Source organism: Thalassobaculum fulvum (genome assembly GCF_014652915.1).
Classification (GTDB): Bacteria; Pseudomonadota; Alphaproteobacteria; order Thalassobaculales; family Thalassobaculaceae; genus Thalassobaculum_A; species Thalassobaculum_A fulvum.
Window position 1 is genome coordinate 139,843 of record NZ_BMZS01000008.1, and the last position, 25,563, is coordinate 165,405.

Annotated in this window: 24 protein-coding genes and 2 tRNA genes; 14 read left to right on the forward strand and 12 right to left on the reverse strand. The window is 67.9% G+C overall.

Translation table 11 applies throughout. From position 1 onward, the window contains the following. Positions 1–255: 255 nt before the first annotated feature. Both IE246_RS17165 and IE246_RS17170 read left to right on the forward strand, forming a co-directional pair. Positions 256–1,119 carry an isocitrate lyase/PEP mutase family protein gene (locus IE246_RS17165; RefSeq protein ID WP_189991882.1) on the forward strand — a complete coding sequence of 288 codons (864 nt, stop codon included), beginning with the start codon at positions 256–258 and terminating at the stop codon, positions 1,117–1,119. A gap of 339 nt (positions 1,120–1,458) precedes the next feature. Further along, entirely contained in the window at positions 1,459–2,259 is an 801-nt protein-coding gene (locus IE246_RS17170; RefSeq protein ID WP_229837325.1) for an HD domain-containing protein, read from the forward strand. Between the two features lie 207 nt (positions 2,260–2,466). Here IE246_RS17170 and IE246_RS17175 read toward each other — a convergent pair whose 3' ends face one another. Both IE246_RS17175 and IE246_RS17180 read right to left on the reverse strand, forming a co-directional pair. Next, the gene (locus IE246_RS17175; RefSeq protein WP_189991883.1) at positions 2,467–4,551 is read right to left on the reverse strand and encodes a DEAD/DEAH box helicase; all 2,085 of its coding nucleotides are present in this window, start codon (positions 4,549–4,551) and stop codon (positions 2,467–2,469) included. Continuing rightward, a complete protein-coding gene (locus IE246_RS17180) occupies positions 4,548–5,399 on the reverse strand; it encodes a HamA C-terminal domain-containing protein (protein ID WP_189991884.1) in 852 nt (283 codons plus the stop codon). Before IE246_RS17180 ends, IE246_RS17175 begins: the two co-directional genes overlap by 4 nt. Positions 5,400–5,669: 270 nt before the next feature. Between IE246_RS17180 and IE246_RS17185 the strand changes: the two genes are divergently transcribed. The 4 genes from IE246_RS17185 (at position 5,670) to IE246_RS17200 (ending at position 10,230) form a co-directional block, all read left to right on the forward strand. Continuing rightward, positions 5,670–6,884: an argininosuccinate synthase gene (locus tag IE246_RS17185; RefSeq protein WP_189991886.1), complete on the forward strand. Its 1,215-nt coding sequence runs from the start codon at positions 5,670–5,672 to the stop codon at positions 6,882–6,884. A gap of 227 nt (positions 6,885–7,111) precedes the next feature. Further along, on the forward strand, positions 7,112–7,405 hold the full coding sequence (locus tag IE246_RS17190; protein ID WP_189991888.1) for a GIY-YIG nuclease family protein: 294 nt from the start codon (positions 7,112–7,114) through the stop codon (positions 7,403–7,405). A 281-nt stretch (positions 7,406–7,686) separates the two neighbouring features. Further along, the gene (locus tag IE246_RS17195; RefSeq protein WP_189991890.1) at positions 7,687–8,463 is read left to right on the forward strand and encodes a glucose 1-dehydrogenase; all 777 of its coding nucleotides are present in this window, start codon (positions 7,687–7,689) and stop codon (positions 8,461–8,463) included. A gap of 162 nt (positions 8,464–8,625) precedes the next feature. Then, positions 8,626–10,230, forward strand: a complete 1,605-nt coding sequence (locus IE246_RS17200; protein WP_189991892.1) for a flavin monoamine oxidase family protein — start codon at positions 8,626–8,628, stop codon at positions 10,228–10,230. 21 nt (positions 10,231–10,251) lie between these two features. On the opposite strand, the gene IE246_RS17205 is transcribed toward IE246_RS17200, so the two are convergent. Next, positions 10,252–10,950: an NnrU family protein gene (locus tag IE246_RS17205; RefSeq protein ID WP_189991894.1), complete on the reverse strand. Its 699-nt coding sequence runs from the start codon at positions 10,948–10,950 to the stop codon at positions 10,252–10,254. Between the two features lie 41 nt (positions 10,951–10,991). Here IE246_RS17205 and IE246_RS17210 point away from each other — a divergent pair, with 41 nt between their 5' ends. Next, a complete protein-coding gene (locus IE246_RS17210; RefSeq protein ID WP_189991896.1) occupies positions 10,992–11,333 on the forward strand; it encodes a DUF3253 domain-containing protein in 342 nt (113 codons plus the stop codon). A gap of 246 nt (positions 11,334–11,579) precedes the next feature. Here the strand turns inward: IE246_RS17210 and folD are convergent, their stop codons facing one another. Genes folD through IE246_RS17225 form a run of 3 tightly spaced genes read right to left on the reverse strand, consistent with a single transcriptional unit; the run spans position 11,580 to position 13,156 of the window. Beyond that, entirely contained in the window at positions 11,580–12,476 is an 897-nt protein-coding gene (folD, locus tag IE246_RS17215; protein ID WP_189991898.1) for a bifunctional methylenetetrahydrofolate dehydrogenase/methenyltetrahydrofolate cyclohydrolase FolD, read from the reverse strand. 19 nt (positions 12,477–12,495) lie between these two features. Continuing rightward, positions 12,496–12,834 carry a DUF167 domain-containing protein gene (locus IE246_RS17220; protein WP_189991900.1) on the reverse strand — a complete coding sequence of 113 codons (339 nt, stop codon included), beginning with the start codon at positions 12,832–12,834 and terminating at the stop codon, positions 12,496–12,498. 31 nt (positions 12,835–12,865) lie between these two features. Next, positions 12,866–13,156: a YggT family protein gene (locus IE246_RS17225; RefSeq protein ID WP_189991902.1), complete on the reverse strand. Its 291-nt coding sequence runs from the start codon at positions 13,154–13,156 to the stop codon at positions 12,866–12,868. A 260-nt stretch (positions 13,157–13,416) separates the two neighbouring features. Between IE246_RS17225 and IE246_RS17230 the strand changes: the two genes are divergently transcribed. The 6 genes from IE246_RS17230 to IE246_RS17255 all read left to right on the forward strand — a co-directional run bounded on the left by IE246_RS17230 (position 13,417) and on the right by IE246_RS17255 (position 18,546). Further along, entirely contained in the window at positions 13,417–14,562 is a 1,146-nt protein-coding gene (locus IE246_RS17230; RefSeq protein WP_189991903.1) for a sensor histidine kinase, read from the forward strand. 116 nt (positions 14,563–14,678) lie between these two features. After that, positions 14,679–14,754: transfer RNA gene (locus IE246_RS17235), tRNA-Ala, on the forward strand. Between the two features lie 137 nt (positions 14,755–14,891). Beyond that, positions 14,892–15,464: a GNAT family N-acetyltransferase gene (locus IE246_RS17240; protein WP_189991905.1), complete on the forward strand. Its 573-nt coding sequence runs from the start codon at positions 14,892–14,894 to the stop codon at positions 15,462–15,464. A 57-nt stretch (positions 15,465–15,521) separates the two neighbouring features. Beyond that, positions 15,522–17,156, forward strand: a complete 1,635-nt coding sequence (locus IE246_RS17245) for a PAS domain-containing sensor histidine kinase (protein ID WP_189991907.1) — start codon at positions 15,522–15,524, stop codon at positions 17,154–17,156. Positions 17,157–17,165: 9 nt separating this feature from the next. After that, complete coding sequence (locus tag IE246_RS17250) at positions 17,166–17,597, forward strand: tellurite resistance TerB family protein (RefSeq protein WP_189991910.1); 432 nt, start codon at positions 17,166–17,168, stop codon at positions 17,595–17,597. Between the two features lie 178 nt (positions 17,598–17,775). Continuing rightward, positions 17,776–18,546, forward strand: coding sequence for an SHOCT domain-containing protein (locus IE246_RS17255; RefSeq protein ID WP_229837327.1), 771 nt, complete (start codon positions 17,776–17,778; stop codon positions 18,544–18,546). A 30-nt stretch (positions 18,547–18,576) separates the two neighbouring features. Here IE246_RS17255 and IE246_RS17260 read toward each other — a convergent pair whose 3' ends face one another. The 3 genes from IE246_RS17260 to IE246_RS17270 all read right to left on the reverse strand — a co-directional run bounded on the left by IE246_RS17260 (position 18,577) and on the right by IE246_RS17270 (position 22,065). Next, complete coding sequence (locus IE246_RS17260; protein WP_189991913.1) at positions 18,577–19,773, reverse strand: mandelate racemase/muconate lactonizing enzyme family protein; 1,197 nt, start codon at positions 19,771–19,773, stop codon at positions 18,577–18,579. A 239-nt stretch (positions 19,774–20,012) separates the two neighbouring features. Continuing rightward, a complete protein-coding gene (locus tag IE246_RS17265; RefSeq protein WP_189991916.1) occupies positions 20,013–21,638 on the reverse strand; it encodes a Rieske (2Fe-2S) protein in 1,626 nt (541 codons plus the stop codon). Positions 21,639–21,744: 106 nt separating this feature from the next. Continuing rightward, on the reverse strand, positions 21,745–22,065 hold the full coding sequence (locus IE246_RS17270) for a hypothetical protein (RefSeq protein WP_189991919.1): 321 nt from the start codon (positions 22,063–22,065) through the stop codon (positions 21,745–21,747). A 207-nt stretch (positions 22,066–22,272) separates the two neighbouring features. Between IE246_RS17270 and IE246_RS17275 the strand changes: the two genes are divergently transcribed. Continuing rightward, positions 22,273–22,362, forward strand: a tRNA-Ser gene (locus IE246_RS17275). Positions 22,363–22,428: 66 nt separating this feature from the next. Here the strand turns inward: IE246_RS17275 and IE246_RS17280 are convergent. Genes IE246_RS17280 through badI form a run of 3 tightly spaced genes read right to left on the reverse strand, consistent with a single transcriptional unit; the run spans position 22,429 to position 25,558 of the window. Beyond that, positions 22,429–23,526, reverse strand: coding sequence for a YeeE/YedE family protein (locus tag IE246_RS17280; RefSeq protein ID WP_189991921.1), 1,098 nt, complete (start codon positions 23,524–23,526; stop codon positions 22,429–22,431). Positions 23,527–23,582: 56 nt separating this feature from the next. Further along, positions 23,583–24,779 carry a cyclohexanecarboxyl-CoA dehydrogenase gene (gene aliB / locus IE246_RS17285; protein ID WP_189991923.1) on the reverse strand — a complete coding sequence of 399 codons (1,197 nt, stop codon included), beginning with the start codon at positions 24,777–24,779 and terminating at the stop codon, positions 23,583–23,585. Continuing rightward, the gene (badI, locus tag IE246_RS17290; protein ID WP_189991925.1) at positions 24,776–25,558 is read right to left on the reverse strand and encodes a 2-ketocyclohexanecarboxyl-CoA hydrolase; all 783 of its coding nucleotides are present in this window, start codon (positions 25,556–25,558) and stop codon (positions 24,776–24,778) included. The genes aliB and badI overlap by 4 nt, the downstream gene beginning before the upstream one ends. Positions 25,559–25,563 lie beyond the last annotated feature (5 nt).

Below are 25,563 nucleotides of genomic sequence, written 5' to 3' on the forward strand. Positions count from 1 at the left end.
GGAATCTGAAGATGGACTCGTCACACGGGATGCCTGTGGTGGAGGCCGGCCCGAACGGACCGGCCGCGGGAAAGCCTATGGCACGAGGCCGGCCGGCGGCAACGGCCTAAGTTGTTGGGAGCGGCTGAATTCGGAATGCCTTGGTTCCGGCCCTGCCGGAAGCGGCGTCCGGCCCGCAGGCGGCTTGCCGGGCGCCGGGCGGGCGCCTAACGTCGGGGCTCCCGCCTCCGTTTCCCCTTTCCGAGAGTCCCAGCCATGACCCCTCCCGATCGCCTGCGCGCCCTGCTCGCCGAACCCGGCTTCGTCGTGATGCCGGCGGTGTGGGACGGGCTGACCGCCAAGCTGACGGCGGAGGCCGGCTTCAAGACCGCGTTCCTGTCCGGCTCCTGCGTGGCGGCCAGCCGGCTCGGCGGCCCGGACCTGGACCTGATCACGGCGACCGAGATGCTGGATGCCTGCCACATGGTGCGGGCGGCGGCGCCGGACCTGCTGCTGCTGGCCGACGGCGACCACGGCTACGGCAACGCCATGAACGTCCAGCGCACGGTCCGCAACTATGGCCGGGCCGGGGCGGCGGCGGTGCTGATCGAGGACAAGATCACCCCGCGCCCGCTGACCTCCGCCGGCAAGCCGTGCCTGACCCGCGACGAGGCCCGCATGAAGATCCGCGCGGCGATCGAGGCGGCCAAGGAATCGGGAATCATGGTGCTGGCGCGCACCGACTGCCGGCCGACCCAGGGCATCGACGAGGCGGTCGCCCGCATCGAGATGTATGTCGAGGAGGGCGCCGAGATCCTGCTGCTCGATTCGCCGGCCGACGACGACGAGTGCCGGCGCGCGGTCGCCGCGGCCCAGGGCCGGGCGTCGTTCTCGGTGCTGTCGCCGGGCGCCCCGCGGGCGACCCCGACCCAGGCCGAGGCCGAGGCCCTGGGCTTCAAGATCGGCACCTTCCCGACCGCCATGCTGGCGCCGGCGATCGCCGGCATGAAGGCCGGGCTGGCGGCGCTGGCCGCCGGCGGGTCGGAGGCCGCGGGCGCGCTGCCGCCGGCCGAGCTGCGCACGACGCTCGGCTACGCCGACTACGACGCCCAGGCCAGGCCGTTCATCGTCGGAGGGTGACAGGCGCCCGTCGCCTCGTGGGTTCCGGCTCTCCGCGGCCTCGCCGCTGCGGCCGGAATGACGATGATATGAATGGCCGTCATTCCGGAGCGGGTCGCCGCAGGCCATTTCGGTGAGGCCATTTCGGTGACAGTGCACTCATCTCCGTGCTTCATCCGTCGGGCGTCGCAGGCGTGCAGTCAAGTGCACTGTCACCGTATTTGCGTATTTGCCACCGCCCCCGGCGGTTGCCGCGCCGGCGCCCGGGGGACTACGCTCTTGCCGCGGATCGAGACGAACGGCGCGCCCGGGAAATGTCCGCCCCAGCCGAAGCGAGCGCGCCCCGCCAGGGAGGCGAGGATGCAGCGCGAGGAATTGTTCACCCGGGCCAAGGAGCTGGCCGCGGCCCGTGTCCATGACGGCATGGGCCTGGACGAGAAGATCGACGCGCTCGAGATGGCGATGATGGAGCTGCTCGACATCCAGATCATGAAGCCGGCGATCGGCCGGGTCGGCAACTACGCCTCCGGCAGCATGCCGCGCTCGCAGGGCCGATGGCTGATGGGCGACGACCCGCGGCTGCCGGAGATGCCGGAGAAGCCGACCCTGATGGACTTCTTCCGCTACCGGTTCCTGAACGACTCCTACGGCGGCAACCACCTGCTGCAGAGCGGCAAGCTGGCCATGGAGAAGGGCTGCAGCGAGAAGGTGATCCTGGCCTGCCTGCTGCACGACATCTCGGTCGTCGGCTTCGTGCGCACCGACCACGGCCACTGGGGCGCGCAGATGATCGAGCCCTATGTCGACCCGGAGGTCACCTGGGCGATCCGGCACCACCAGGCCCTGCGGTTCCGTCCGGACCCGGACTATGGCTACGAGTACCCGGCGTCGTACATGAAGGCGTTCGGCGAGGACTACGACCCGCCGGCCTACGTCAAGGCCGAGTGGGAGTACTGCCGGGGCCACCAGTGGTACGACACCGCGATGCAGGTCGTCGTCAACGACCTGTACGCCTTCGACCCGGACAAGCAGGTGACGATCGACGAGTTCGAAGGCGTGATCGCGCGCAACTGGCGGGACCCGGCGGAAGGCCTCGGCTTCGACGGCAGCCCGGTGGCGCACATGTGGCGGACGATGATCTGGCCGAATAACTTTTTGTGAGGGGGGCTGGATTTGGGGGTTCGCGAAGTAGTCGGCGCGGGTGCGGCCCCAATGCGCCTTCGGGCAGGTCCGCTTCGACGTCGATGGCCGCAGTCAGAATTGACTGTGATGGCTAGAGAGCGAAAGGGTACTCTGCTCGGCACGAACGACTGAAGACAATTGGAAGCAGGATGGTAGCCCCGTGGCTGCATCAGCGGCCTCGCGTGATCAACCGGTGAGTGCCTCCAATATCCATTCCCGTTCGAATTCAGTCAGTTTGCTTCCAGGATCCCTTGCCTGCCGAACAAGGCGTTGGCGAAGCGATTCGATTGTGTCGTTGTGCGCTAGGAAGCGCTCGGAGATCTGTACAGGCACTCCTTGCTCATCAAGATTCTTAAGCACTTCGGCTCGGAACCAACGGGGCATTTCGGCAATGAAGAGACTATAGTTTGTGGTCGGCTGGATTCGCTTGGCAAATAACTCCACAACTGAAAACAACTGCGGAAGTCCATATTCACACGCCCGGAGAAATCGAAATACATTATCCTGCTGATGCGCTTGACCACGATAACTGCCGCTATGCCAGCGGAAAAACTCACGCAAAGAATTGTTAGACCGAAGATTAGATAGATAAAATGCCAACTGCGCTGGACTACGAACCCCAAATTCACTTGCGTTTCGCACTTTGCAAATCACAGCACACACGGCCAAAATTTCATTATAGCTGGGTGATCCGCCCCAGTGAATAACGGAATCTTGTCGTGAAGCAATCTGCGTTAGCTGCTTTAGAGCAAGCGCATCCTCAAGACCGACAGAAGACGCCAAGCGAAGTTCATCTGGCGAAAGCTCCATCGCTCGAGCGAGCTCCGCAACGCGGTCAGATATCTTGGGAGAACTATCCTCATCAGATATGTGAACAACTAGCTCATCAGGAGCATCATCGAGATCACCGAAAAGTGGAGGCTCGACTTCGACGATTTGTTCATCCGGTGGCGCGTGAAATAAATAAACTGAACCAACGTGATGTTGACCAAGGCGTCCCGCGCGACCACGGATGTTAGAAAACGTAAAGAAGTCATAATTTTTTCGGGCTATCTGTTTATCGTAAATTAGAACAGATTTTGCAGCTGTATTAACCCCTTCAATTAATGTTGAAGTACAAATGAGAATGGGAAGAGACCCATTGTTAAACATTCGCACAAATTGGGATGCTAGAGATCGCGGAATACGACCATGATGCACGGCAACACCAGAAGCAACAGCGTCGCTCAATTCCCACCCATCGCCAAAATTCTCATCGATCCACTCTGACATATTGGCAACCTTCGAAAACGCAGTCTCTGCTGTCAGAGTCGCAGCGAGTCGATTTGCGCGATCCGGCGATGAAATAAACACAAGCGCTGGCCAGTTCTTAGAATCCTTTAGCTCAGCTACAAGTCGGTCTTCCTTATTTTCTATTCTTGTTAAATCAAAAGTATCAACAGCAACGGTTGCAAACCGTGTATGTAAAAACTCAAACTTCCACCGATTCTCTGCTGAATATCGAACGGTCTCGATGTTAGGGCCCAAAAAAAAGAACTGATTAGACCGACGAAGCAATTGATAGACAGCAGCGTTGAGAGTCGAACTACGATCATCCTGGCGAGAGGGGTCCAATTTATAAAACTCATCTACGACAGCCAAATCCAGTCGCCCAAGATCCTTCCGATTGATCAGCCTTTCTTGCGTCCCTAAAAAAATGACTGGGTCATGAGATGGAGCCTCCTGAGAATGATACATTACTAGAGCAAATCGGTCTCCAAATCGCCTCTCAATCCGACGCCTAAACTCGTCAAGGAGCGCGATAGTTGGCAGAACAATTGCGACTCGCTTATATCGGTTCGTCGAAAGCAGCGCATCAATCAGGAGACTTTTTCCAAAACTGGTCGGCGCACTCAGTACCAAGTTTTTGCCTGAAAGCAAGGTATTCAGCGCCGCAACCTGTTCTCTGTGAAACGTGATACCATCGAGTTCATTAGCCGTAACAGCATCGGCCACCATAGAGTCCCGATAGTCTGCCGTTTCTTTATCAATATAGTTCCATAGTCCAACGGCTCGTGCGAGGGAACTGAAGGCCTCGCGATACGACTCTAATTCTGGACGAGCTTCCAATAAATTGGCCAATCGTGGCACTACATCGAGCACGCCAGGATCGTCAACATCAAGAATTTGAATGTCACGCGCAGCCTCCTGCAATACAGAAAAAACACGACTCTTTAGTTCATTTCCTTGAAGTTTTTCTATTTCTCGCCATTGTTGCTGAGACACCGTCATTGGAGCCCCCTCAGTTTCTTATCAAATTCAGCAACAAATTGATCTTTATCCGCTAACGGAATGTAAACCAAAACAACACGAACGATCTTTGTAAGTCCCGACTTTTCGAGCTTACCTCTGATACTGCATAGTTCTTTTTCTAAATCAGATATATACGCCGGAGTAACGGCGCCCGCTGAGCTGCACGCCTTACTATTTGCAAGAATTCCAATTACAAACACGCCAGAAGAAATGAACTTATCCAAACTAGTTTGAGGCTCAAATAGCTCAATCAGCTCATCGTAACGCGGAGTTGTTTTGGGAATCTGCGGACCAAGAAGTAGTTTTTGTTCCTTTAGAAATCCTTTTTCCAGATGGTCCGCAACAGAATTGAGCGCTTCGACTATAGCACTGTTTGTGTCCTGGTAGAGTTTAGATTCGCCCAACCATAGCTCAACACCGCCGCTATCCGGAAACCGCGCATGCACCATATCGAACGCTTTTATAACATCGTTGGATGCGCTCTTGTAGAACACGCGGTTGGATATTGGCAATGTATTGAAATAATCCCGACAAATTGCGTGCAGCGCAATCTCGCCCGCTTCGCCACGTTTTGCATATTTCACACTTGTGTAGACTCGGTATGCGGCCTGTTTTAATTTAACATACATATTTGCATGCGTGACTGATAGCTCGTCTTCTGGAAGGGCGTACTCTGGGAGCCATTCAATCAGATGCTCCGCAAAAGGAATACAACGCCACGCGCTTAACTCGAAACCGGCACAACAGATTCCTTCGACGGGGTTGCCTCCGTCCTGGAAGTATAGTCGTTCGAGGAAACGCTTTGGCTTGTGGCTATAAGCCGTCACGCTAGTTCACCCCATTTTTGATCGGATAATTGCCTATGGTTGTACCCGACGCAAGCAATCGTATCACTCTCTGACGGAACGCAGTGTGCGATATGTCTGGTGATCGCTGACACCACACCCGCTCCATCAGAGCCAACTGCTGCTTCGAGTTCCAGGTGACGCGAAACTCCCGCTCCCCACTCCCCCTTGCCCCCCGCCGCGCTCTCCCTATACAACGCAGCCGTTCCGGGCCGGCGCGTGCCCGGCGATTCGCACCATCACGAGGGCACCATGGCCGACTCCCCGAAGAAGGTCGTCCTCGCCTATTCCGGCGGGCTCGACACCTCCATCATCCTGCGCTGGCTGCAGGACACCTACCGATGCGAGGTGGTGACCTTCACCGCCGACCTCGGCCAGGGCGAGGACCTGGAGCCGGCCCGCAAGAAGGCCGAGATGCTCGGCGTGAAGGAGATCTTCGTCGAGGACCTGCGAGAGGAGTTCGTGCGCGACTTCGTGTTCCCGATGTTCCGCGCCAACACCCTGTACGAGGGCACCTACCTGCTCGGCACCTCGATCGCCCGGCCGCTGATCGCCCAGCGCCAGATCGAGATTGCCGAGATGACCGGGGCGGACGCCGTGTGCCACGGCGCCACCGGCAAGGGCAACGACCAGGTGCGCTTCGAGCTCAGCTACTACGCGCTGAAGCCGGACATCAAGATCATCGCGCCGTGGCGCGAGTGGAACCTGTCGTCGCGCACCGCGCTGCTCGAATACGCCGAGAAGAACCAGATCCCGATCGCCAAGGACAAGCGCGGCGAGGCGCCGTTCTCGGTCGACGCCAACCTGCTGCACGCCTCGTCCGAGGGCAAGGTGCTGGAGGACCCGTGGGCCGAGCCGGAGGACTACATCTGGTCGCGCACCCTGTCGCCCGAGGAGGCGTCGGACATCCCGGCCTATGTCGAGATCGGCTTCGAGAAGGGTGACGCGGTCTCGATCGACGGCGAGAAGCTGTCGCCGGCCACCATCCTGACCAGGCTGAACCAGCTCGGCCACGACCACGGCATCGGCCGGCTCGACATGGTCGAGAACCGGTTCGTCGGCATGAAGAACCGCGGCCTGTACGAGACCCCGGGCGGCACCATCCTGCACGTCGCCCACCGGGCGATCGAGAGCGTCACGCTGGACCGCGGCATGACGCACCTCAAGGACGAGCTGATGCCGCGCTACGCCACGCTGATCTACAACGGCTTCTGGTTCTCGCCGGAGCGCCAGATGCTGCAGGCGGCGATCGACTACAGCCAGCAGGACGTCACCGGCCGGGTCCGCCTGAAGCTGTACAAGGGCAACACCATCGTGGTCGGCCGCGACAGCGAGAAGTCGCTGTACTCGGCCGACTGGGTGACCTTCGAGGAGAGCGCGGTCGCCGACTACGACCACAAGGACGCCGCCGGCTTCATCAAGCTGAACGCCCTGCGCCTGCGCCTGAAGAAGATGCTGCAGGGCTGACGGGGCGCCCGTCGCTGCGTGGGTTCCGGCTCTCCGCGGCTGCGCCGCTACGGTCGGAATGACGAAAAGGAAGGGGGTCGCCGCGGCGGCCCCCTTCTTCGTTTATGCCCCCCTTACTGCCCTCCCCCCCTTTTCGTCATTCCGGAGCGGGGCGCCGCCGGCGGCACGCATCCGGAACCCACGGGGCGACGGGTGGAAACGCCTCTGCCCCGACCATACCGGGGGACATGGCCCGCACCCTCCGCCCCTGCGTCTACATCCTGGCGTCGAAGCGCAACGGCACCCTCTACGTCGGCGTGACGGGCGATCTGCTGCGGCGGGTCTGGGTGCATCGCGAGCAGCCCTCCGGCTTCTGCGCCCGCTACCGCGTCGACCGCCTGGTCTGGTTCGAGCCGCACCTGGACATGGCCGCCGCCATCCTGCGCGAGACCCGCCTCAAGGGCTGGCGGCGGGCCTGGAAGATCGCGCTGATCGAGCAGGCCAATCCGGACTGGCGGGACCTGTACCCGGACCTGGTCTGACCGGGCCTGACCTGAGTGGGCCCGTCGCTTCGTGGGTTCCGGATGCGTCCCCCGGGCCGAGCCCGGGGTCCGCTCCGGAATGACGAACAGTGGGGAAAGCCTGGCGCCACGCCCCCTCCCCCTTCGTCATTCCGGAGCGGGTCGCCGCAGGCGGGACGCATCCGGAACCCACGCAACGACGGGCGCCCCCTGGACAGCCCGCCTCCCCGGCCGGTAACGGAATCTCCACATTCCTCTGTCCTGATCGCCGATCCGGGAACCCGCAGCCACAGGACTCCACGATGACCGACGCCACGCCCTCGAACGACACCCGCCCGGTCGCGCTGGTCACCGGCGGCGGCCAGGGGATCGGCCGGGCCACGGTTGCCCGGCTGGTGGCCGACGGCTGGCGGGTGGCGGCGGTCGACCTGGACGCCGAGGCGCTGGCCGAGGTCACCGGCCGGCACGGCGGCGTGGTGTGCGCGGTGCCGGCCGACGTCGCCGAGCCGGACGCTCCCGGCATCGCGGTCGAGCGCGCGGTCGCTACGTTCGGCCGGCTCGACGCCCTGGTGAACAACGCCGGGATCAGCGCCAACGGCCCGCTCGAGCAGCTCGAGCCGGCGGCCTGGAACCGGGTGCTGGCGGTCAACCTGACGGCGCCGATGCTGTTCGCGAAGCATTCCCTGTCCCATCTGCGGCAGTCCCCGCGCGCAGCCATCGTCAACATCGCCTCGACCCGGGCGCTGATGAGCGAGCCCGACACCGAGGCCTACTCCGCTTCCAAGGGCGGCATCGTGGCGCTGACCCACGCCCTGGCGGTGTCGCTCGGCCCCGCAATCCGGGTCAACGCGGTGTCGCCCGGCTGGATCGAGACCGGACCCTGGCAGAAGGCGTCGCGCCGGCGCGAGGCCCGGCACAGCGACGCCGACCGCGCCCAGCACCCGGCCGGCCGGGTCGGCACGCCCGACGACGTGGCCGAGGCGGTCGCGTTCCTGCTGTCCGAGCGCAACGGCTTCGTGACCGGCCACAACCTGGTGGTCGACGGCGGCATGACCCGCCGGATGATCTACGTCGAGTAGCCCTGCTCGAAGCCTGACGGTTCCGTCAGCCCCTCCCCCGGCCGGTTTGCCGCGACACCCGCAGCCGGATCGGGCAGACTCGGTCAACGGCCCGCATCGGAGGGGCGGTTTCCGACCGCGCGCAGGCCGACGACCAGGGAAGTCCGGACAGGGGGGTGGGAGATGACACGCGACAGGCAACCGGTCACGCGGCGCGGCTTTCTGCGCGGGCTGGCGGCGCTCGGCGGCGCCGGCGCCGTCTACCACGGGTTGACGACGCTCGGGCTGCTGGCTATCCCGCCGGCCTATGCCGGAATCCCGGCCTACGCCCCCGACATCGGCAAGGGCCGCAGCGTGGCGATCCTCGGCGCCGGCATGGCCGGACTGACCGCCGCCCTGCTGCTGGCGCGCGCCGGCTTCACCGTGAAGGTGATCGAGGCCAACAGGCACATCGGCGGGCGCAGCCTGACGGTGCGGCCGGGCGACGAATACGCCGAGGTCGGGCGCGAGGCGATGGTCTGCCGGTTCGACCAGGGCCTGTACCTCAACGCCGGCCCCGGCCGCATCCCGCACCACCACACCGCGGTGCTGGAGTACTGCCGCGAGCTCGGCGTGGCGATGGAGCCGTACATCTTCGCCAGCCGCGCCAACCTGATGCAGAGCGACAAGGCGTTCGGCGGCCACCCGGTGCAGCTGCGGCGCATCAAGCACGAACTGCGCGGCCAGCTGTCCGAGATGCTCGCCAAGGTGCCCGACCCGGCGGCGCTCGACGGCTCGCTCACGGCCGACGACCGCTCGGCGTTCCTGGAGATGCTGCGGCAGTTCGGCGACCTGCAGCGCGGCCGCAACGGCGCGCTGGTCTACAACGGCTCGGGCCGCGCCGGCTACACGATCGCGCCGGGCGCCGGCCGCAACCCGGGCATGCTGTACCCGGAGATCGACCTCAAGACCCTGCTCGATTCCGACTTCTGGAAGAACGGGCTGTTCAACGACATGGTCGACTTCTGGCAGACCAGCCTGCTGCAGCCGGTCGGCGGCATGGACATGATCGTCAAGGGCCTGCTCAGGGCGAAGATCCCCGGCGGCAGGACCGTCCGCGACCTGGTGGTCACCGAGAGCCCGGTCGGCGAGGTGACCAACACCGGCAGCGGCGTCCAGGTGGTCCACGCCAAGGGCCCGGAGACCTTCGACTTCTGCATCTCGACCATGGCGCCGTCGCTGCTGGCCAAGACCAAGAACAACTTCACGCCCGCCTACACCGACGCCCTGAAGCGGATCCAGGACGCCGCCGCCTTCAAGCTCGGCTGGCAGGCGAGCCGGCGGTTCTGGGAGGAGGACGACCAGATCTACGGCGGCATCAGCTGGACCGACCATCCGATCACCCAGATGTGGTACCCGTCGAACGAGTTCTTCTCGAAGACCGGAGTGCTGACCGGCGCCTACAACAACGGCGCCACCGCCGAGATGTTCGGCCGGCTGACCCACGAGCAGCGGGTGCAGCTGGCGCTCGAGGGCGGCGAGAAGCTGCACCCCGGCTTCGCGAGCTGGGTCTACCGGGACCGAGCGCTGTCGATCGCCTGGCACAACATGCCGCACTTCGCCGGCGGCTGGCAGAACAACCCGCCCGAGGCCGATCCCGAGGCGTATTTCCGGCTGACCATGCCCGAGGGCAATCTGATGCTGGCCGGCGACTTCCTCAGTTACTGGTGGGGCTGGAAGGAGGGCGCGATCCGCTCGGCCGACCTGGCCGTCGAGGCCGTGGTGTCGCGGGTCTCCCAGGGCGGGTAGGAGCCGCGCAACTCCCGACCGTCACAGCACCGGGTGCGGCCAGACCCCGGCATACATCGGGTGCAGGCCGTACAGCGCCGCCCACAGCAGCAGGCCGAGCGCCGGTCGCCACAGGCCGATGCCGCGCCAGTCGACCCTTACCCGGCCCTGGGCGGCCGCCAGGAACGGCGTCCGAGAGGTCGTCAGGACGACCGGCCCCCAGGCCGATTCGGCGCGCCGTCGCACCTTGGCGTCGATCGCCGGCATGCCGCCATAGGACAGCACCGCGATCCCGCCGAACAGCAGCATCGAGGCCAGGTCGCCGTTGGCGGCCAGGTGCGCCAGCGCCCACAGCCCGGTGGCGTTCAGGAACGGGTGGCGGGTGACGGTCAGGATGCCGCGGACCGGATTCGGCTCGTCCAGCGCGGTCTCGCCGCCGACCGCCGTCGGGTTGCGGGTGGTGACGCCGGCGACCAGCAGCACCGCCGCGAACGGCATGACGACGTTCGGGATCCAGCGGGTCCATGGCGGCGGCGACCACACCTCGACGAACGGCGCCTTGCCGAACGCCAGCACCGTCCACAGCAGCGAGGCCAGCGCCAGCATGGCGTACAGCCCGCGGAACCGCTCCTCGCCGACGGCCCGGATCGCCGGCTCGCGCAGCGGCGGCGACGACAGGGCGAAGTGCCCGCCGACGAACAGCACGAGCCCGAGCAGCAGCGCGTCGATGGTGCCGAGCATCGCGGTCTGGCTCCCTCCCGGGTTTCGAGTACAGTGCCGATATGACACGCCCCTCCGACGAAGCCAACCCCGCCCCCCGGACCGAAGCCGAACCCGCGCCGGGCTCGTTCGACGAGCCGGTCCGCAAGGCGATCCTGACGCACTGCGCCGACGCCGGCCCCGGCAAGTCGGTCGACCCCTCGGCGGTCGCCCGGGCGCTCGGCGGCAACCCGAACGACGTGGTGCCCTGGCGCGCCCTGATCCGCCGCATCCGGGCCGAGGCGACGCTGCTGCAGGACGCCGGCGAGATCGTGGTGCTGCGCAAGGGCAAGCCGGTCGACATCCGCACCGCCAAGGGGGTCATCCGGCTGGGCCTGCCGTCGGCGGGAACCGACGGCGAATGACCGCCGGCGGCCCGGCGCAGCCGGGACCGGACGATCGTGTAGCCGTTGCGGCAGCGGGTGGGTTCCGGCTCGACCGCGCCGAGGCGGCGCGCCCGTCCGGAATGACGTTATAGATAGAGAGCAGCTCACTATTTTTTCGTCATCCCGGCCGCAGCCCCGGATTGAACCCGGGGCGGAGAGCCGGGACCCGCGAGGCGACGGGCGGCCTGCCTCTACATCCCCGGCCCCCCTACATCCCCGGCCCCCCTACATCCCCGGCACCGGCACGCCGCGACGCCGGCAGGCGGCCTCGACGGTGTTGCGCAACAGAACGGCGATGGTCATCGGCCCGACCCCGCCCGGCACCGGGGTGATGGCCCCTGCCACCTCGGCCGCCTCGGCGAACGCGACGTCGCCGACCAGCCGGGTCTTGCCCTCGCCCTTGTCCGGCGCCGGCACCCGGTTGATGCCGACGTCGATCACCGTCGCCCCCGGCTTGATCCAGTCGCCGCGCACCATCTCGGGCCGGCCGACCGCCGCCACCAGGATGTCGGCCTGCCGGCACACGGCGGCCAAGTCGCGGGTCCGCGAGTGCGCGACGGTGACCGTGCAGTTGGCGCCGAGCAGCAGCTGCGCCATCGGCTTGCCGACGATGTTGGAGCGGCCGACCACCACGGCGTGCAGCCCCGACAGGTCGCCCAGCCGGTCCTTCAGCAGCAGCAGGCAGCCGAGCGGGGTGCACGGGACCAACGCCGCCCCGCCGGTCGCCAGCCGGCCAGCGTTGACCACGTGGAAGCCGTCAACGTCCTTGGCCGGGTCGATGGCGTCGAGCACCGCCTGGCTGTCGATCTGCGCCGGCAGCGGCAGCTGCACCAGGATGCCGTCGACCGCGTCGTCGGCATTCAGCTCGGCGATCAGGGCCAGCAGGGTCTCCTGGGAGGTGTCGGCGTCGAGCCGGTGCTCGACCGAGTGCATGCCGACCTCGACGGTCTGCTTGGCCTTGTTGCGGACATAGACCTGGCTGGCCGGGTCCTCGCCGACCAGCACCACCGCCAGCCCCGGCTTGAACCCGCGATCGCGGACCAGTTCCGCGACCGCGCCTGCCACCCGTCCGCGCAGCCCTTCGGCAAACGCCTTCCCGTCGATGATCGCACCCGTGCCCATCCGCCCGTTTTCCTTTCGCTCAGCCCGTTGCCGCGAGGCCCTCGTCCGCCAGCCAGGCGTCCAACCGCGCCGCCAGCCCGTCGGGATCCCCGCTGCGGACCAGCAGCGTCTTGCGCCGGTCGGTGGCTCCCTGCACCACCTCGACCGTCGATTTCGGAACCCGCCAGCGCTTGGCCAGCAGCGCCGCTACGGCCTTGTTGGCACGGCCATCCTCCGGCACCGCCGTGACGGCGACTTGCAGCCAGGCGACGCCGGCTTCGTCGAGGACGACGCCCCGCACCCTGTCGGCCGAGGCCCTGGGCGTCACCCGGACGGCGACGCGGACACCGTCGGCGGCGGACTGGAACGGCGACGGCATGCCCGGCCGGCCTGCGGCGGTCGGCGCCGCGTCACTGCATCATGCCGCGGACCAGCTCGTGCAGCAGGCGCAGCCCGAACTGCAAGCCCAGCACCAGGACGACCGGCGAGATGTCGATGCCGCCGAGATTCGGCATGACGTTGCGGATCGGCCGCAGCAGCGGCTCGGTGATCCGCGACAGGAAATCCATCACCACGTAGACGACGCGGTTGTAGGCGTTGATGACGCCGAACTTCACCAGCAGATCGATCACGATGTAGGCGAACAGGAGGTAGGTGTACGCTTGGACAACCCAGTCGATCAGCCACAGCACCGAGTACATCGCGATCCGCCCTCCATGGTGTGCGGCGCACCCTACCCAGCAGAGTTGCCGACGGCAAGGTTGCGGCGTCGCCGGCGGCCCGCCCAACCGCCTGAAACACCGGCATCGGCCGGCCCGGGCGCGGGCGGTGCGGTCGTCCCCGCCCGGGTTCGGCAGAACCGCCACGCCCGGATCGAGACGGCGATCGTTGAACGGCGATTCATGCAGTGATCCTAATGTTTTGCTGGCGAATCCTAGAGTTTCGTATAATTCTGTAAGCGATGGAAACGTCCACGGCAGCGATCGGCGACGCTCTCCCGATCGAACGGATCTTCGATGCGCTGGCGTCGATCGACGTGGCGGTGGCGATCTATGACCGCGAGGACCGCGTGGTCGCGGTCAGCCCCTACTACCGGGCGATGTTTCCGGAGGAGGAGCTGTCCATCGGGCTGTCGTACCGCGACGCGCTGCGACGTTTCGCCGAACGGCACGATCGGGTCCGCACCCTCGGCTACCCGGACATGGACAGCTACCTGGACGCCGAGATCAGGCGGCACCGCACGCCGTACGCCCATCAGGTCTACAAGCTGTCGAACGGCCGCTGGATCGAGGCCCGCAAGGTACCGCTGCCGGACGGCGGGGTCGTCGGCCTGTGGCGCGACGTCACCATCCAGCGCGAGGCCGAGGCGGCGATGCTGCGCTCCAAGGAGGCGTCGGAACTCGCCAACCGCGCCAAGGCCGACTTCCTGGCACTGATGAGCCACGAGTTGCGAACCCCGTTGAACGCGGTGATCGGCTTCGCCCAGCTGCTGGAGCGTTCCGGCGGCACCATGGCGACCGAGACGATGAGCGAGTATGCGGGCCTGATCCGCGCCAGCGGCGAGCAGCTGCTGCAGACCATCAACGACATCCTCGACCTGACCCGGCTCGGCGGCAACGGCACGCCGATGCCGATGGCCCTGGTCCGGCTCGACGCCATCGCCGCGACCTGCATGCGCATCACCGAGCCGTTCGCCCGCCCGCGCCAGGTCACGCTCGTCAATGCGGTCCCCGACGGGATACCGCCGCTCAGGGCCGATGGCGGATCGCTGCGGCGCATGATCACCCACCTGCTGTCGAACGCCGTGAAGGTCTCGCAGGCGGGGTCGAGCGTGACGCTGTCGGCCGAGCGCGACCCCCAGGGCGGCCTGGCGATCGTCATCGCGGACGACGGTCCCGGCATGACCCCCTCGCAGATCCAGGCCGCCCTCCAGCCGTTCACCCAGAACGACGAGGTGCGGTCGCGCCGGATGTCGGGGGCCGGCGTCGGTCTGCCGCTGGTCAAGACCCTGGTCGAGCTGCACGGCGGTCGCCTGATGCTGGACTCGGCCCCGGGCCGGGGCACCCGGGCCCGCCTCGAGTTCCCGCCCGGCACGGTCGCCGGCTGACCCGTCGCCGCCGCCACATCGCGATCCCCGCACGACTCCTCTTGAACCCGGCGGGCGAAGTTCTTATAACCCCGGTCACTCAACGGGCGGCCGACAGGTCGACCCGCCCAGACGGTGGGGCGGTAGCTCAGCTGGGAGAGCGTCGCGTTCGCAATGCGAAGGTCGGGAGTTCGATCCTCCTCCGCTCCACCAAACTCCTTCGACTGCCACGAAGACACGGTCCGCGCCGGATTCCGGCCGCGCCCCCGGCGCAGCGTTGCGCTCCGCGCAAATCCCGGCATGCTCCCCCGGTCGGCTGTACTTCCGGGCCCCGTCCTCGCGTGAACGCCATGCTGCTTCCCGACTACCCCATCGAGACCGACCGGCTCCGGCTGCGGCCGTTCCGGGCGGAGGACCTCGACGCCCTCCATGCGATCCAGTCACGGCCCGATGTGACACGCTACCTGTACTGGGACGCCAGGCCCCTCGACGACGTTCGGCTGGTGCTGGCCGACCGGCTGCGGCAGGACCGGATCGTCTCCGAGGGCGACAAGCTGAACCTGGCGATGGAGCGGCGGGACACCGGCGCGCTGGTCGGCGACGTCAACCTGGTGTGGGTCAGCCGCGAACACGAACAGGGCGAGATCGGGTTCGTCCTGCATCCCGACCACCACGGCCGGGGCCTCGCCCGCGAGGGTGCCGAGGTCATGCTGGAGCTGGGATTCGCCGGGCTCGGCCTGCATCGCATCGTCGGGCGCTGCGACGGCCGCAACAACGCCTCGATGCGGGTCATGGAGAAGCTCGGCATGCGCCGGGAGGCGCATTTCCGCCAGAACGAGATCGTCAAGGGCGAGCGGACCGACGAGGTCGTCTACGCCATGCTCGCCGACGAGTGGGGCGGGCCGCCCCCCGGACCGGCGTAACCCAACCTTAACCAGCCGCGTGCTGAACTGTCCGGGAAACATGCCCCGGAGGTATCGATGTGGCTTCCGTTCGCCATGACCGCTGCGGCTGTCGGTGTCGGACTGCTGGCCATCGTCGGGATGCGGCGCGCGCAGGCGATGGCGCGGCGGGCGCAGTCGGAGGTCGACATCGCCGATCGCCGGCTGTCGGACTTCGTGCAGATGTCGTCCGACTGGTTCTGGGAACAGGACGCCGACCTGCGCTTCACCTACCTGTCGCACTCGGTCTGGCAGCACTCGACCCTCACCCCGGAAGACCACTACGGCAAGACCCGACGCGAGACTGCGCCGCTGGGCGTGAGCGAAGAGGAATGGGCGGCCCACGAGGCCGCGCTCGCGCGTCGCGAGCCTTTCAAGGACTTCAGGTTCCATCGAACCGGGCCGGACGGCGCCTGCCGGTGCCTGTCGGTCAGCGGCGTGCCGGTGTTCGACGACAGCGGCGTCTTCAAGGGCTACCGCGGCATCGGCCGCGACGTGACCGCACTGATCGAGGCCGAGCAGCGGGCGAACGCGATCAACAGCCGACTGGTCCAGGCGATCGATGCGCGCTCCGAGGGCGTTGCGTTCTGGGATTCCGACGACCGCCTGGTGATGTGCAACCAGGCCTACCGCGACCTCGCCGGCGCGGCCCGGAACGCCCTGGTACCGGGTGTGACCTGGATCGATTTCATGCGCGCCAGCATCGCCGCCGGCGATATCCCCGCGGCGGTGGAGCGGCAGGAAGCGTGGCTCGCGGAGCGGCTGGAGCAACGCCGGAGCCTGCCCTATTCGATCGAGATGCTCCGGGACGGCCGCTGGCTGATGATCAGCGAGCAGGGCACCCCTGACGGCGGGAAGCTCCTGACCGTCACCGACATCAGCGAGCTGAAGCGCCGCGAAACCGCGCTGACGGAGGCGGTCGCCGACGCGCAGCTGGCGAACCGCGCCAAGATGGCGTTCCTCGCGACCATGAGTCACGAACTGCGTACCCCGCTGAACGCCATCATCGGCTTCGCCGAGATCATTCAGTCCGGCCAGTTCGCCTCGAACGGCGCGGTGCAGAGCGAATACGCCGGCTACATCCACGAAAGCGGCACGCACCTGCTCTCGGTGATCAACGACCTGCTCGACGTGTCGCGGATCGAGGCCGGCCGGGTGACCCTGGACGAGAAGCCGTTCGCGCTCGCCAGCCTGCTGGAGGAAACCGACCGGATGATCCGCCAGCGCGCCGAGCAGAACAGATTGCGCCTGGCGATCGCGGCGGTCGATCCGTCGATCGGCATCCGGGGCGACCGGCGCGCCCTCAAGCAGATCCTGCTCAACCTGCTGTCCAACGCGATCAAGTTCACGCCGGCCGGCGGCGCCGTGACCCTGACCGCCGAGCCGGATGCGGACGGCGGGCTCCGGATCGTCGTCAGCGACACCGGGGTCGGGGTCGAGCCGGAGCGGATCGTCGAGCTGTTCGAGCCGTTCCGGCAGCTCGAGAACGTCCACGCCCGCCGCCACCACGGCACCGGGCTCGGCCTGTTCATCTCCAAGAACCTGGTCGAGGCGCATGGTGGTAGCATCGCCTTCGAGAGCTCGGTCGGTGCCGGCAGCAAGGTCACCGTGGTCCTGCCCGCCGACCGCATGATCGACGCCGCAGCGCACGGCCGACGCCGGGCCGTTGGATAGGATGGCAGCATGGCCGAAGGGTTCCTGCAGGCGGTCCGCCGCGAGGTCGAGCGGCTGCAGCACCGCGGCTTCCTGGAAGCATTGATGGCGGTCGCCGCGCTCGCCGCCATGGCCGACGGCGACTACGGCATTGCCGAGAAGTACCGCGCCGAGGCGCTGCTGTCCGAGCTCCCGATCTTCGACGTGTTCGACCTGCGGGAAGCGATGGAGATCCTCGACGAAGACGTGTTCGCCCTGCGGTCCGACCGGGTGGCGGCAACCCGGCGCCTGGAGAACCGGGTCGCCGGCTATGCCGGGTCGCCCGACCGGGCCCGCACCCTGCTGCGGGCGGCGCACGCCGTCATCACCTGCGACGGGGCGACCACGGCCGCCGAGCAGGCCGAGTTCGAGCGCCTCGCCCGGCTGCTGGGACTGGAGCCGGACGATCTGGCCCTGGCGTAATTCCGGGCACGATGCTAGTGCAACGATCGGTCGAGCGAGGCCCGGTTCGGGTCGAGTACCGGCGGGTCCGCAAGCGCCCGACGACGCGGTCAGGGACCCGTGTCGTCGACGCGGCCCTCCGGCTCGCGTCGCCCGGAAGGAGGACGCACCAATGCCCGGTCGGATTCGTTCGAGGATCTTGGCGGTTCTCGTCCGCGTCACGCTCATCGCCTCGTCGGCGGCCATCGTTTCGACCGGCGCGAGCGCCGGCGAATGGAAGAAGGTCTCCGCCGAGGGCAGCCCGCTGATCTTCCGGGCTGCCCCGAACGTGCTGCCGGGCGCCGGCTTCCAGTCCAAGGGATGGGACGACGGATACCGGTTCCGGAGCGAGTACTTCGGCAACGGCGGCAGCCTGGGAAGCCGGAGATTGGCCGGCATCTGGTATTACGACCTGTCAGGTGGCCGCCACTACCCGACGCGCGAGGATGTCGCGGAGGCGATCTCCAGGTTCCGGATCTTCAAGGAGCGGACCAACAGCGTCCGCTCCACCCATCGCACCGTCGCCGCCTTCGGCAACACCGACTTCGTCCTGTTCGACTCGGGCGGTGTCGGTTGCATGCTGTTCTCCAGCACCTTCGGCGACGGCACCTTCCACATCGGCACCTATGCCGGCACGTCCCGGGTCCACGGCTACTACTGCGAGCCGACCGGCGGGCGCGTGGCGCAGGACGATGCGGAGCGGTTCATCAAGGCGATCGGCATCCGAAACCTTCGGGACCCGATCGCGCCGGAGTTCGTCCCGCCCGGCTCGAAGCCCGCGGACGCCGCCACGGCGCCGACCACCGGGGCGGTCGCACCGGGATCATCCGCCGAGGCGCGCCTCGCGACGTTGAAGAGCCTCCTGGACCGCGGGCTGATAACCAAGGCGGACTACGAGAAGAAGAAGCAGGAGATCCTGTCCGGGCTGTAGGATGCCTGCGCACGCCGCCGCGACAACGTCCTACACCGTGCTCCGCCGCACCGACGCGTCCTTGCGCTTGGCGACGTCCGGCAGCAGGTCGAGGCCGAGCCCCGGGCCGTCCGGCGCGCGGATCATGCCGTTCTCGACCGGCGGCAGGGCGGTCACCAGCTCGCCGTACCAGCCGTGGTAGAACGCCCTCACCATCTCCTGGATGAAGCAGTTGCGGGTGTGCAGCGCCAGGTGGGTGGAGGCGGTCAGCGCCACCGGACCGGTGCAGTCGTGGAACGCCACCGGCAGGTGCCACGCATCGGCCATGGCGGCGATCTTGCGGCCCTCGGTCAGGCCGCCGCACCAGGTCAGGTCGGCGATGATCAGCGACAGCTCGCCGAGCTCGATCAAATAGCGGAAGTCGGCCTTGCCGCCGCGGGTCTCGCCGACCGCGATCGGCGAGCGGGTCGAGCGCGCCACCTCGCCTAGCGACGATAGGTGGTCCATGAACACCGGGTCCTCGACCCACAGCGGGTCGAGCGGCTCCAGCGCCCGGGCGATCTTCACCGCGGTCGGGCGGTTCCACATCGAGTGCAGCTCGGCCATCACGTCCATGCGGTCGCCGACGGCACGGCGAATCTTCTCGAACGGCTCCAGGGCCTTCTTCAGGTCGGCGGCAGAGATGTAGGCGCCGGACGAGGCCTCGGCGGCGTAGTCGAACGGCCAGATCTTCATGGCCGTGATGCCCATCTCCAGCAGCGAGTGCGCGACCTCGTCGGCCCGGTTCAGGAAGCCCTCGAGGTCCTCGTACGGCCCCTCCTCGGCGCCGATGCCGAAGTTCGCGGTCCCCTGCACCGGCTTGTTGCGGACGTACTGGTAGCCGGCGCAGGTGTTGTAGACCCGGATGTCGTCGCGCACCGCCCCGCCGAGCAGCTGGTGGATCGGCAGCCCCGTCGCCTTGCCCCACAGATCCCACAGCGCGATGTCGACCGCCGAGCGGCCGCGCTGCTCGGCACTGACGCCGGCGAACCCGACATAACCGATCAGGTGCGCCTGGTGTTGCTCGATCCGCAGCGGGTCCTTGCCGAGCAGGTACGGGGCAATGATGCCGTGCACGTGCGCCTCGGCCGAAGCCGCCCCGTAGAACGTCTCGCCGAGCCCGGCGATCCCTTCGTCGGTCTCGACCCGCACCCACAGCAGGTTCGGGAACTCCTCGAGCCGGATCGTCTCGATCGCGGTGACCTTCACGGCGCATCCTCCCGGTGGTTTCGAGCGGGAGTATGCGGAGGGACACGGGCGGGTGGAAGAGGTGGAACCGCGCCGCTGACCGGCCGAAGCGGCTGGTGGGTTCCGGATGAGCCGCGCCGGGGCCGCGTCTCTCCGGAATGACGACAATGGAAAGTAGGATCGCCATCCCTTTTCCTGCCGTCATTCCGGACCGGCCCGCCGGCGGCGGGACGGAGCCGGAAGCTACGAGCCGACGGGCGCTACTCCCCCCGCACCGTCTCGCGCGCCTGGTGGGCGATGCGGCGGGGCAGGATGCGGCGGAACGGCTCGTTCAGGAACCGGTTGAGGGCGGCCGCCAGGGCCGGCACCCAGGCGGCGTTCGGCGCCGCCGCGACCTCCTCGCGGACCGCGCACAGCATCTTGGCGAGGTGGGCGGTGACGATGTACTCGGCCTGGCCGTGGTCGACCACCCCGTCGGCGGCCTCGGCCAGGAACCGGTCGACATCGGTCACCTGCCAGCGCCGCCAGTCGTAGCCCGGGTCGACGAAGCCGCCATTGCGGCCGAGGAAGCAGGCGATCTGCAGCAGCACGTCCGGCCACAGCTCGCGGTGCCGCGCGGCGATCCGCCGGCCGGCATTGGCGAAGGTGATGGCGTGGCTGAAGTCGAGCCGGTCGACGTTCTGGCTGACCGGTTGGGCCGCGCGGCCGGCGTACAGCGGGTCGGCCCGCAGCAGCTGCCAGGCCGCCGCCTCCAGCATGGCGTCGTACAGCCGGCCGGTGTCGCCGCTGGCCGCCAGCGCCCGCTCCAGGCACTTGGCGACCGAGGCCCGGCAGAAATCCGCCGGCTTGGCCTTGGCCGAGCCGCGCCCGGTCCAGGTGTCGCGCGCCGGCCGGTAGGCCTTGAACTCCGGGATCAGATCCTCGCGGCGGGCGTTGATCAGGCTGCGGACCAGCGCCAGCACCATGCCTTCGACCGGCGCATGCTCGCCGAGCCGGACCGCCGCCTCGCGGGTCTTTTCCACGTAGATCGCCGAGTGCCCGAAATCCTGGTAGTGCCTCAGTGCCGCCCGGCACAGCCCTCGGTCGACCGTCGCGAACCCGCCGGCCGCCAGCCCGCCGCGCACCAGCCGGACCGCCGAGGCCTCGTCCTCGGCCTCGACCGCGGCGACGAACCGGTCCTCGTTCCAGGGCTCGCTGCCGACCGGGTACGGGAAGGCGGGATGACGGAGCGCATCGTCGGCGAGGTGGCCGACGGTCTCGGTCAGGCAGGCCAGCCGGTCGACCGGGTCGGCCGCCGCGTCGGCCAGCGCCAGCCAGTCCGGCAACGCCGCATAGCCGTGGCGGGTGCCGTATTCCAGCCGGTCGTGGGTCCACTCGACCGCCGCGGCCAGGGCAAACCGCGGGTCGCCGCCGGCCGCCTCGATGCGGGCCAGGTCGCGGGCCATGCGGTCGCGCTCGGGCCGCCGGAAGCCGTCCTTCAGCCCGGCCAGCGCCCGGGCGATGCGCTCTTCCGCCGGCAGGTCGGCAACGTCGACATGGACCATGCCGTCGCGGATCTCGACCGGGAACACCCGCACGGCGTCGCCGCCGCCGGCGACCTCGCCGGTCGTCAGGTCGAACTTCCAGTTGTGCCAGTTGCAGGTCAGCGTGCAGCCGCCGGGGCCGTCGGCAAGGGTGCCCTCGGACAGCGGGTAGCCCTCGTGCGGGCAGCGGTTGGCGACGGCGCGCACCCCGCCCGGCGTCGCGAACAGCGCGATCTGCCGGCCGCCGCGCTTGACCAGCGCCCGGCCCTTGGCCTCGAGCTCGGCCAGCGGCAGGGCGGCGACCCAGTCTCCAGCGGCGGCGTTGTCCCGGCCGGACGGCGCTTCGGTGATGGCGACGGACATGGCGACCTCCCGTGAATCTGTTTCACGAAGTATGGGGCGACCGTCGAATTAAAACAAGAAATGACTTGTAAATTTATGTCGACCGGTTGTTCGGATCCGTACGCGCTCAACCGCCGAACCGGCGCGACCGGCGCCCGCGCCGCCGGCCGGTGACCAGCAGCAGCAGCAGCCCCGGCACGCCCAGCACAAGGCAGGCAGGCGACAGCAGGACGGTGAGCATGACCGGGTCCCACAGGACCGGATGGACATGCCGGGCGATTGCCGGCTCGGCGAGTTGCAGCGAGGTCGGGTGAAGCCACCACCACAGCGCGCCGGTGTCGATCGGCGCCCAGCGGCCGGTCTGCGCCAGCACGAACAGGTCGCGCGCCAGCAGGGCGGCGGCGAGGCCGGTCAGGATCCAGCCGATGACGCGAAACCCGGTACGCATGTCAGACCCGCGGGCGCCGATCGGGGACCGGCGAATCGCCCGCATCGTCCGCCCGTCCGCGTTTTTCCCGCAAGGAGTTAACCACGACCGACGGGTTCGCGGAACCCGCCCCGCGGGCGGACCGGGCCGGACCGGGCACCGGCCGGCGACGGGCGGTTCCTGAAGCGTTGCAAAGCCCGTCCCGGTCGATTAGTTTGCGCCGCTTCCGGAGGGGTGGCCGAGTGGTTGAAGGCGCACGCCTGGAAAGTGTGTAGGGGTGAAAGCCCCTCGTGGGTTCGAATCCCATCCCCTCCGCCATTCCCGCCCCGTGCGACGGGACTCTCCGTCCGCCGGCCCCCCGAAATCGCCGCCCCCCGCCGCCCTCTACGACCGCCGGAACGTCGCCAGGATGCCGGTCGTCCACCCCTGCGGCGGCGCGCCGGCCGCCGGGCGCTCGAGCACGATCCCGGCCAGGCCGCCGCCGATCCACATGCACAGCAGCGCCACCCAGGCGGTGAGCGACAGCACCGAGCCGCCGGTCACGCCGGCGCCGACCGCGCAGCCGCCGGCCGCCATGCCGCCGAAGCCCATCAGCACCGCGCCGACCAGGTAGCGGATCGTGCCGCTCTCGGCGTCGAAGGTCTGCACCCGGAACTCGCGGTGCGCCAGCGTCGCGATCAGCGAGCCGGCGAACACGCCCGGCACCAGTCCGATGCCGAAGTTCATGACCATCTCGGGCCGGACGATCAGCGCCATCAGGGTGTCGGCCGACGGGCCGGTGAAGGTGACGCTGCTGACCGTCACCGGCTCGAACGAGACGTGCGACAGGGCCGCGGTGAAGGCCCAGCCGAGCGCGATCGTCAGGCCGACACCGACCGCGGTCGCCGCGGTCCACAGCCCGACCTTGTTGCGCCACGCCAGGAACGCCGCCAGCGCGACGCAGGCGAGGCCGAGCGCCAGCCCGGTGCCGTCCGGCAGGTGCAGGGCCAGGTTGCGGGCGTTCGGGCCGACCACCCACAGCCGGTTCACCGCCTCGCGCACCGGCGACAGGATGCCGGACAGGCTGGCCTGGGCGGCGACCGTCACCACCAGCCCGGCGACCAGCGCCCGGACGTTGCCGGTGGCCGACAGCACCAGCAGGCGGCTGGCGCAGCCGCGCGCCAGCACCATGCCGACGCCGAACATCAGGCCGCCGACGATCGCGCCGGACAGGCTGCCGGCCATCGCCAGCTGCCGCACGTCCAGGGGGTTCAGCCGGCCGGTCGCGATCAGGTGCTGCACGGCCAGCAGCGCCGTCCCGAACACGATGAGCCAGACCGCCACCTTGGGTCCGAGCCTGCCGCCCCAGAACTCCAGGCAGGCCGCCCTCAGGCAGAACCGGCTCTGCTGGGCGCAGTAGCCGAAGATGAGCCCGATCACCCCCGCGCCGAGGACGATCTTGGTGGAATCCGACAGGGCGTCGGTGGCCAGCAACTGTTCCATGGCTGACGTATCGGTCCAAACGCCGGCCAGGGATATGACATAAGTCAGTGCTTAAGTCAGGGCCGGGCGGCGTGCTGCACCGTCACCTTGCCGGCCCGTTCCCGCGCCACGATCATCTTCATGATCTGTGCGGTGCCGTCGCCGATCTCCAAGCCCATGACGTCGCGCAGCCGCTGCTGGTGCGGCAGGTCCATCGACCAGCCGTAGTGGCCGTGGGTCAGCAGGCACTGGTGGATCACGTCGACCGCGGTCTTCGGGCCGAGCCACTTGCACATCGCCGCCTCGGCGGTGTGCGGGGCGCCGTCGTCGCGCAGGCGCAGGGTGTGGTAGCAGAGCTGGCGGACCGCCGCGATCATCCCCTCGCCCTCGGCCAGCGGGAAGGTCACCCCCTGGTACCGGGCGATCGGCGCGCCGAACGCCTCGCGCTCGGTCACGTAGGCCCAGCTCTCGTCGAGCGAGGCCTGCGCCGCCGCGCAGCACTGCAGGCCGATCAGCGCGCGGCTGTAGTCGAAGCCCTGCATGACCTGCACGAACCCCATCCCCTCCTCGGCGAGGCGGTGGTCGGCCGGCAGCTTCACGTCGTCGAAGAAGATCGAGCCGCGGCCGACGGCGTGGCTGCCGAGATCCCTGAAGCGGGTGGTGGTGACGCCGGGCGTGTCGGTCGGCACCAGGAACGCGGTCACCCCTCGCGCCCCGCTGTCGGCGGCGCCGGTGCGGGCGAATACCACCGCCGCGTCGGCCTGGTCGGCCATCGAGATCGACGACTTCTCGCCGTTCAGGACGTAGCCGTTGCCGTCGCGCCGGGCCGAGAGCTGCAGGTTGGCGGCGTCGGAGCCGCCGCGCGGCTCGGTCAGGGCCAGCGCGAACAGCGCCTCGCCCGAGACGATGCGCGGGATCCACTCGCCGGCCAGCTCCGGCGAGCCGTGGCGGGCGACGATCTGGCCGTTCAGCGACGCCAGCAGCTGGACGTAGCTGACGTTGATGTCGGCGTGGCTGACCGCCTCGACCGCCAGGCCGGTGGTGACGCTGGGGGCGCCGAGCCCGCCATGGGCTTCCGGCAGGTCGGCGCCGATCAGGCCGAGCGCCCCCATTTCGCGCACCAGGTCGCGGTCGACCCGGCCGGTCTGCTCGCGCGCCATGTAGCCGGGGGCGATCCGCTCGCGCGCGAACCGCTCGGCCGCCTCGCGGATCGCGACCTGCTCCTCGCTGAGCCCGGCGGTGCCGAGCCCGGCAGTGCTGAGTCCGGCGGTCATTTCTGGTACTTCCGGAACTCGGGCTTGCGCTTCTCGTTGAACGCCCGCACGCCCTCCTGGGATTCCTCGCTGGCGTAGTACATCGACAGCGCCTGCATGCCCATGCCGCTGATCCCGCGGATGCTGTCGGTGTCGGCGTTGAACGAGCGCTTGGCGATGGCGATCGCGGTCGGGCTCTTCTCCATGATCTCGGCGCACCAGCGCGCCACCTCGGCATCCAGTTCCTCGTGCGGCACCACCGTGTTCACCAGCCCCATGGCCAGCGCCTCGGCGGCGGTGTAGCGGCGGCACAGGTACCAGATCTCGCGCGCCTTCTTCTCGCCGACGATGCGGGCGAGATAGGCGGTGCCGAAGCCCGGGTCGACCGAGCCGACCTTCGGGCCGACCTGGCCGAACTGCGCCTTCTCCGAGGCGATGGTGAAGTCGCACAGCGTCGCCAGCACGTTGCCGCCGCCGATGGCGTAGCCCTGCACGCGGGCGATCACCGGCTTCGGCACCTCGCGGATGATCGACTGCAGCTCCTCGACCGGCAGGCCGATCATGCCGCGGCCGTCGTACTGGCCGTCATGGGCCGACTGGTCGCCGCCGGTGCAGAACGCCCGGTCGCCGGCGCCGGTCAGCACGATCACCCCGATCGACTTGTCCCAGCCGGCCTTGTTGAAGGCGTGGATCAGCTCCTCGCAGGTCCGGCCGCGGAAGGCGTTCATCACCTTCGGCCGGTCGATCGTGATGGTGGCGACGCCGTCGGCCACCGTGAACCGGATGTCCTCGTACTGCATCTCTC

What these genes read in the sequence shown, in the direction of transcription:
- IE246_RS17165 (WP_189991882.1), top strand. Translation starts at nt 256, where the DNA reads ATGACCCCTCCCGATCGCCTGCGCGCCCTGCTCGCCGAACCCGGCTTC.
- IE246_RS17170 (WP_229837325.1), top strand. Translation starts at nt 1,459, where the DNA reads ATGCAGCGCGAGGAATTGTTCACCCGGGCCAAGGAGCTGGCCGCGGCC.
- IE246_RS17175 (WP_189991883.1), bottom strand. Translation starts at nt 4,551, where the DNA reads ATGACGGTGTCTCAGCAACAATGGCGAGAAATAGAAAAACTTCAAGGA.
- IE246_RS17185 (WP_189991886.1), top strand. Translation starts at nt 5,670, where the DNA reads ATGGCCGACTCCCCGAAGAAGGTCGTCCTCGCCTATTCCGGCGGGCTC.
- IE246_RS17190 (WP_189991888.1), top strand. Translation starts at nt 7,112, where the DNA reads ATGGCCCGCACCCTCCGCCCCTGCGTCTACATCCTGGCGTCGAAGCGC.
- IE246_RS17195 (WP_189991890.1), top strand. Translation starts at nt 7,687, where the DNA reads ATGACCGACGCCACGCCCTCGAACGACACCCGCCCGGTCGCGCTGGTC.
- IE246_RS17200 (WP_189991892.1), top strand. Translation starts at nt 8,626, where the DNA reads ATGACACGCGACAGGCAACCGGTCACGCGGCGCGGCTTTCTGCGCGGG.
- IE246_RS17205 (WP_189991894.1), bottom strand. Translation starts at nt 10,950, where the DNA reads ATGCTCGGCACCATCGACGCGCTGCTGCTCGGGCTCGTGCTGTTCGTC.
- IE246_RS17210 (WP_189991896.1), top strand. Translation starts at nt 10,992, where the DNA reads ATGACACGCCCCTCCGACGAAGCCAACCCCGCCCCCCGGACCGAAGCC.
- folD (WP_189991898.1), bottom strand. Translation starts at nt 12,476, where the DNA reads ATGGGCACGGGTGCGATCATCGACGGGAAGGCGTTTGCCGAAGGGCTG.
- IE246_RS17220 (WP_189991900.1), bottom strand. Translation starts at nt 12,834, where the DNA reads ATGCCGTCGCCGTTCCAGTCCGCCGCCGACGGTGTCCGCGTCGCCGTC.
- IE246_RS17225 (WP_189991902.1), bottom strand. Translation starts at nt 13,156, where the DNA reads ATGTACTCGGTGCTGTGGCTGATCGACTGGGTTGTCCAAGCGTACACC.
- IE246_RS17230 (WP_189991903.1), top strand. Translation starts at nt 13,417, where the DNA reads ATGGAAACGTCCACGGCAGCGATCGGCGACGCTCTCCCGATCGAACGG.
- IE246_RS17240 (WP_189991905.1), top strand. Translation starts at nt 14,892, where the DNA reads ATGCTGCTTCCCGACTACCCCATCGAGACCGACCGGCTCCGGCTGCGG.
- IE246_RS17245 (WP_189991907.1), top strand. Translation starts at nt 15,522, where the DNA reads ATGTGGCTTCCGTTCGCCATGACCGCTGCGGCTGTCGGTGTCGGACTG.
- IE246_RS17250 (WP_189991910.1), top strand. Translation starts at nt 17,166, where the DNA reads ATGGCCGAAGGGTTCCTGCAGGCGGTCCGCCGCGAGGTCGAGCGGCTG.
- IE246_RS17265 (WP_189991916.1), bottom strand. Translation starts at nt 21,638, where the DNA reads ATGTCCGTCGCCATCACCGAAGCGCCGTCCGGCCGGGACAACGCCGCC.
- IE246_RS17270 (WP_189991919.1), bottom strand. Translation starts at nt 22,065, where the DNA reads ATGCGTACCGGGTTTCGCGTCATCGGCTGGATCCTGACCGGCCTCGCC.
- IE246_RS17280 (WP_189991921.1), bottom strand. Translation starts at nt 23,526, where the DNA reads ATGGAACAGTTGCTGGCCACCGACGCCCTGTCGGATTCCACCAAGATC.
- aliB (WP_189991923.1), bottom strand. Translation starts at nt 24,779, where the DNA reads ATGACCGCCGGACTCAGCACTGCCGGGCTCGGCACCGCCGGGCTCAGC.
- badI (WP_189991925.1), bottom strand. Translation starts at nt 25,558, where the DNA reads ATGCAGTACGAGGACATCCGGTTCACGGTGGCCGACGGCGTCGCCACC.